Here is a 6,139-nt window from a genome sequence, read left to right on the forward strand (position 1 = left end):
GCTACAGCTCCGGCATCCTAATAAAATCGGGCGCATCCCAGTTCTTGCGCATCGGGTTCCCCTGGTTCCAGTCATCGGGAAGTAGAAAGCGGGTCAGATTATCATGATTGCGCACATTAATGCCAAAAAGTTCCCAGATTTCCCGCTCGTGCCAGTTCGCTCCCGCCCATACGGTTTGCACCGATTCTACCTCCGCCTCCTCGTACGGCATGACCACCTTAAAATCAAATCGAATCCGATTCTTTGCCGATGCGACCGAATAGACTACTTCCAGTTTCTCGCCGGTATCGACCGCGGCAATATTGCAGAGAAAATCTATGGTGAGTGTTTCATCGGTCTTGATACTGCGGCAGAATTCAAGGAGATATTCTTTGTCGAGCGCAAAAAACGGTTCCACTTTGCCGGTATCGAGAAGCTCGATTTTTCCGGGATGCTTTTCGAGCAGATAATTTATGAGATTGTCGCGATTCATTGGATGATGACCTAGCTCCAGTCACCGATTTTGAGTCTCTTGATTTTCTTCTGAAGCGTCAGGCATCCTTCCAGAAGCGATTCGGGACGGGGCGGACACCCGGGGATATAGACATCAACCGGAACAATATGGTTGATTCCCTTTTCGACCGCATAACTGTCATAATAGAAAGGGCCGCCTTTGACCGTGCAGCCGCCCATGGCGATAACATAACGCGGCTCGGCCATTTGATCGTACAGAAGACGCAGCCGGGGCGCCATTTTCTTGGTGATGGTGCCGGCGGCGATAATCAAATCGGACTGGCGCGGCGAGGCACGGAAAATCATGCCGAGACGGTCAAAATCGTAGCGCGAGGCGCCGGTAGCCATCAGTTCGATTGCGCAGCAGGCCGTGCCGAACAATAGATACCAGAGGGAACTGGCCTGCGACTGGCTGAAAACATAATCGAGGCTGGTGGTGACAAGGCCGCCACCGGGGAATTTTTCCAGATAGACCGGGAGTTTCCTGATCAGGCCCATTTGAGAACCCCTCTCTTCCAGGCATAAAAAAGTCCGAAAAGAAGTATGCCGATGAAGATCACCATTTCGATCAAAGCATACAGTCCCAACTGCCCGAACGCCACCGCCCAGGGGAACAGGAAAACAGCTTCCACATCAAATATGACAAAAATCAGCGCAAAAATATAGAAACGGTTATTGAACTGAATCCAGCCGCTTCCGATCGGGGTTTCGGCGCACTCATAATTCTGATTCTTCGCTTTGTAAGGGTGGGCCGGTCGGATTAGGCGAGCCAGAAAGAAGGTGAACAGCACCATGCCAATCCCGACCAGAAGGAATATCAAAACGGCCAAATATTGCGACATTTCTCTCACGCCTTCTATTTCAAAACAGCTTTGTGACTTAGGTCACAAATTAAGTTAACGAAATTATGCAATTTTCTGGTTTTGTCAAGGGGTTTCGGAAAAAATATCAATATTGTCCTGTTTTGCCACGACTCATAAGCCATTTAGATAATTGCCCATATTCATATGTCATCTAACATCTTATGAGATTGAATCCAATTGACTCCAACTCTTATCAACTCTCTTATTACTTGACATTCCGCTTATTTTCGAATATCCTATGCTGGCACAAAATGGCTCCGTACTTAGCGATCATGAATGATCTTGCGCCACAAATTGCTGGTTTTCTATTTAGGGTATTTTTATGAGTAAGAGCATCGAAGAAATTCTGGGGGGGAAAGCAGAAGAGATTAAGCTCTATGACTTGCCGATGGGCCTCTATCTAAGGAAGAAGGATGGCCCAATTCTAGTGCACAACGATGAGCTTCGCAAAATCCTGCAGATTGGCAACGAAAGTGAGATGCCGGGTGATTTTGGACAGTTTTACGCAGATCCGAAGGAACTTGAGCGACTTACCAAAGAAGCCGACGACGCTAAAGGTGAATGGCTAATCGGTAAGGAAATTCGTTTTATCGTTCACGAAAGAGAAATTTGGGTGCGGGATACTTGTCGGGCAATTTCACACCCTGTTACCAAAGAACCAATCGGATACTTGGGTTATCTGGTTGATGTCACCGAAGAAGTAAATAGGCGCAGGCTGTTTGATCAACTCCCCGCCGGTCTTTATAGACTAGATAAAAATGGCAGGGTAGTTATGGTCAATCAGGCACTGGCAGAGATGCTGGGATATGAAGACGAACAAGAGCTTATAAGCAGGCCGATTTCCGAACTCTACGCTGATGCGAACTTTGATGTTGAATTCAGGGAATTGGTGGAAAATGGCCCGGTAAAAAATGTAGAGGTGGCATTACTCAAGAAGAATGGAGAAAGCAAGAATATTTTGATGAGTGCCTCGATGATATTTGGGTATGACGGTTCCTATGCCGGAAGGGAAGGAATAATCATTGATGTCACGGCAGAATATATCTCCGAAAAGATATTGAATTGGCTCCCAGTAGGTATTTACAGAATCACAAAGAAGGGTGACCATGACATAGTGGACTTCTGTAATGATGCTTTTGCCCGTATTCTTGGCTTTAAAGAGGCGAAAGAGGCTAATGGCATTGATTTAAAGGAGCTCTACCAATCCAGGGAAGCTTACAAGCAATTTGTGGATCAAATGATGGCTGAGCATAGGCTCGAGCGTCCAATATTGGCTTACCCGGCAAAGATGAAAGATAAGAATGGAAATCCATTAGCAGTGGAAGTCAACGGCAGCTTTATAACAGACAGAAACGGCACAATTGTGGGTCGAGTAGGGATTATTCGCGACATTACGAAGGAAGCATCGCTGTGGACAGTCCGTGAGGATATCGGCCGGACTCTCCATCACTATACATCTATGCTGATGATGATTCAACACACACTTTCACCCATGTTGAATATGTTACCACGCGCCCCATTTGCAGGTGAATTAATAACCACACCCGATCAGGCCTTTGCCTTCTTGAAACAACTTGCCAATAGGCTGCGCGATAAGTTGGATGAGGCTCTCGTGTGCGACAAGTTTAGAGAATTTCTTGCAGTCGAATTGGAGGATTGGAGGGTAGAATTGATAAACGATCAACTCCTGAACCTCAAGGATTATGAGGAACGCGCCACTCATAGGATGTTAATGATACCCTATCTGCGCCAGAGCGCAAGCATTTTAATTGATCAATTTCAGGAAGTCACGACTAAGGGTCTCTTCTCATTGGAGATTTCCTCCATTCTAAACATTGCATCTGATCTGGAGCGTCTATGCTGTTATATGGCTGTCGCGCAGGTTTCTGAAAGCGTCCTTGAAATGGATCATCAGGTGAGCGCCTTGAGGGAGTATGTTACATTTCAGGATAGAGTGCCTGAGGAACCAACATTGTGTCGTGTCTCCGAACTGGTAGTACAATCTATTGCAAACCTTCAGGAATTTGCCAAGGTCAGAAGGGTGAAAATAAAATATGACAATCTATCTAAAGGGTGTTACATAAAAGTACAGGAACGTCAAATGGTGCGTGCTATAACAAATCTGATACATAATGCAATCAAGTATAGCTGGAACAAGCCAAAGGAAGAGACTACAGTAGATATCTGCTCATCAATATTGGAGAAAAATATCATGATTGAAATAGAGAATTATGGCGTTCCCATCACCAAAGAAGAGATTGAAAAGGAGTTAATTTTTGATTTCGGCTATAGGGGCATTTGCTCCGGCGAAAGAGGGCGAGTGGGAACAGGCGTTGGCCTTCATGACGCGCGGCAGGTGGCCAGGCAACATAGCGGCGACGTAACCGTAACCAGCAAGCCAACAGCGAGTGGTGCCCACCGATCGGATGATTATAGCCAGCCATTTCTGACCACCGTCACATTGCAGATACCTTATGATCATATTGAGGAGGAAAGTGATGTATAGAGTTCTATGGATAGAGGATGGAGCTACTTTCGAGGCTTCAGCGTTTCCAGGTCCGGTATTTAATAGTCGGAGATATGATCTTGTTATCGCTCTTGACATCTCAGATGCGATTAGGCAATTGCTTCAAAACGAATTCGATGTTGTGATTGTCGATATCAGGATGGACCCCGGCGATATGAATGAATGGAAAGACCTTTACCAAAAAGCGCCTAAGGATAGTAAATCGGCAAGGCTGGGCAGATCATTATTATATAGCCTTTTCTGCCCTCAAGAAGCGTTGATTAAGCTGGAGAAAATTCCGGCATGGATAACGCCCGACAGATTTGGTATCCTCACCGTTGAATCCGAACGTGAACTTGAGAAGGATTTGATTAAATGGGGTATCAAGTATTTCGTACAGAAATCGGCGAAAGTTTCTGCGAGCGCTCTACTTGCATTTATTGATAAGATGATTCAAGACAGAACATCAACTGAACAAGCGGGTGCTTAGGGAATCAGTAATCATGCCCCAGCAATTCTATGAAGCGACTGCAGGCACCTTTCTGTTGGTGGTGGTCACACTATTTCTTCTTGATTTCGGCGTTCTTCCATTTACCGCAACGGCCGAAAATCTGCGCATCATAATACAGAAACATCGTATAAGGCTCCTTAGATTATTCGGCTTTATAGCTTTCTTTCTCTTTCTATCCTGCATCTGGTTTATTCTATACTTGTCCGATTTCCCTTATATGCCTCTTCCGGAACGGGCACGCATGCTGGGCGGCATAATTATTATCATAGACCTATTGCTTTCAATTATCCTATGGCTCATTTATATGAATAAACCACCGATTCGCTGGGTGTCAACTAGCATTAGGAAATCTCTATTGTCTCAATTTTCCAGGGGTAAAGGCCTTAAGTCGACTTTGCTCAAGGACTTGGTTTATATCGGCATATGTGGTGATGGTGATCATGAGAAACATTATATTATTGAGCAATTGGGCAAATTGGCCGAATCCGTGCAGAAAGATAAGCCGCCGTACAAAGGCGATAATCTCGTATTAGTTCTGCGGTCGTTCGATAGGATTTTGACAAATCCAATGAAACCGGGGAATGATCTGAATTACAGTGCGGCAGCAGGTGTCATTCGCAATATTCTTGAAAAATCAAATGATTCTACGCTGGCAACTGCAGCTGACTACAACACTGGTTTGGAAACCCTGCGTAGATTAGCTGTAGAAGCATCATTGACTATGTCATCAGAAACATTTAACAAATATTTAGAGCTTGCCGCAAGCCACTCCAATATCCTGTTTGATATTGGTGCCGCGACTTACGCAGCCGGGCGTTTCGATCGTTCGCGCAAGGCGCTAAGCAAATTGGAGGCTCTGGCTGCCCGTGCACCCGGTCTCGACTTGAATGAAAATACTGCCAACCTGCTGGGGCTTCTTGCCTACTTCGATGCGTCCCCAAGCCAGTCTATGAAAGAAGTGGCGGAATCATATATTGCATCCAACAAACTAAATTTCCGGCCTTCCTATAAAGAATGCAGGCAATTTGCAATTGATTATCATCTCGATCTGTTACACTATGATACTGTCGACAAGATTTCTGCATTGCCGGCAAGTTAAACCGACACGCCCCTTTTTTTCTGCGTAGGTGTTAGTGTTGTCAGGGCTTTCCCCTAAGCATTAAATAAACAATCGGCACTACCAGCGCTGCCGCTGCCGAGAAATAGAAAATAAATGCCACCCCCAATTTCCCGGCCAGCACGCCCACTATCACCCCGGCGGCCACCTCCCCTGCCGAACAAAACAGATTATAGCTCGAAAGAAACGTCGCCCGGTCGGCTCCCGCAAAGCGACGATTCAGATGCGTCGATAATGCCGGGCTGACCAGTTCTTTAATTACGAAGTAGGCGACTATTCCCGCCACCGCCGGATAAACGGAAAACCTGGCCGCGATAAATATACCTGCGGCCAGAAGAATAAAGCATACCGTAAGATAATAATCGAGCCTGTCAAAATACTTCTCGGCCAATCGCATTATGGCTATTACAATCAGAGCGCCTGCGGCGGTCATCAGGCCAAAATAGGAAATGCCGATCCCTCTCATCTCGGAAAAGAGCACCTGCCAGTACTGATCGACCCCCTCAAAAGCAAGATTGGAAAAGATTCCCACTACAAATATTGCCATAATTATTTTGCTGGAATTCATAAGGTGAAAAACGGCGGAGATTCCTTTGCGGGTTCTCTCGCCCGAACCTAAGATGAGATTCCTGGGCGGTTCAGTAAGATAG

Annotated in this window: 7 protein-coding genes; 3 read left to right on the plus strand and 4 right to left on the minus strand. The window is 45.9% G+C overall.

Annotated features, from left to right (window positions below; all coding sequences use genetic code 11):
• Position 1: 1 nt before the first annotated feature.
• The 3 genes from NT002_13640 to NT002_13650 are packed head-to-tail and all read right to left on the minus strand — an operon-like array spanning position 2 to position 1,352.
• On the minus strand, positions 2-472 hold the full coding sequence (locus tag NT002_13640) for an NADH-quinone oxidoreductase subunit C (protein MCX6830302.1): 471 nt from the start codon (positions 470-472) through the stop codon (positions 2-4).
• Positions 473-483: 11 nt separating this feature from the next.
• Positions 484-990: an NADH-quinone oxidoreductase subunit B gene (locus NT002_13645; protein ID MCX6830303.1), complete on the minus strand. Its 507-nt coding sequence runs from the start codon at positions 988-990 to the stop codon at positions 484-486.
• Complete coding sequence (locus NT002_13650; protein MCX6830304.1) at positions 981-1,352, minus strand: NADH-quinone oxidoreductase subunit A; 372 nt, start codon at positions 1,350-1,352, stop codon at positions 981-983. Before NT002_13650 ends, NT002_13645 begins: the two co-directional genes overlap by 10 nt.
• A 325-nt stretch (positions 1,353-1,677) precedes the next feature.
• Here NT002_13650 and NT002_13655 point away from each other — a divergent pair, with 325 nt between their 5' ends.
• From NT002_13655 to NT002_13665, 3 genes are read left to right on the plus strand one after another with little or no spacing between them, the layout of a single operon-like run.
• Complete coding sequence (locus NT002_13655; GenBank protein ID MCX6830305.1) at positions 1,678-3,861, plus strand: PAS domain-containing sensor histidine kinase; 2,184 nt, start codon at positions 1,678-1,680, stop codon at positions 3,859-3,861.
• Positions 3,854-4,351 (plus strand): hypothetical protein, encoded by a 498-nt coding sequence (locus NT002_13660; GenBank protein MCX6830306.1) that lies wholly within the window; start codon positions 3,854-3,856, stop codon positions 4,349-4,351. Before NT002_13655 ends, NT002_13660 begins: the two co-directional genes overlap by 8 nt.
• A gap of 13 nt (positions 4,352-4,364) precedes the next feature.
• Positions 4,365-5,471, plus strand: a complete 1,107-nt coding sequence (locus NT002_13665; GenBank protein MCX6830307.1) for a hypothetical protein — start codon at positions 4,365-4,367, stop codon at positions 5,469-5,471.
• Positions 5,472-5,511: 40 nt separating this feature from the next.
• Here the strand turns inward: NT002_13665 and NT002_13670 are convergent.
• The coding region (locus NT002_13670) for a hypothetical protein (protein MCX6830308.1) at positions 5,512-6,139 on the minus strand (628 nt) is incomplete at its 5' end.

The sequence above is a fragment of the Candidatus Zixiibacteriota bacterium genome (assembly GCA_026397505.1).
GTDB lineage: Bacteria > Zixibacteria > MSB-5A5 > GN15 > PGXB01 > JAPLUR01.

What these genes read in the sequence shown, in the direction of transcription:
- NT002_13655 (MCX6830305.1), top strand. Translation starts at nt 1,678, where the DNA reads ATGAGTAAGAGCATCGAAGAAATTCTGGGGGGGAAAGCAGAAGAGATT.
- NT002_13645 (MCX6830303.1), bottom strand. Translation starts at nt 990, where the DNA reads ATGGGCCTGATCAGGAAACTCCCGGTCTATCTGGAAAAATTCCCCGGT.
- NT002_13665 (MCX6830307.1), top strand. Translation starts at nt 4,365, where the DNA reads ATGCCCCAGCAATTCTATGAAGCGACTGCAGGCACCTTTCTGTTGGTG.
- NT002_13640 (MCX6830302.1), bottom strand. Translation starts at nt 472, where the DNA reads ATGAATCGCGACAATCTCATAAATTATCTGCTCGAAAAGCATCCCGGA.
- NT002_13660 (MCX6830306.1), top strand. Translation starts at nt 3,854, where the DNA reads ATGTATAGAGTTCTATGGATAGAGGATGGAGCTACTTTCGAGGCTTCA.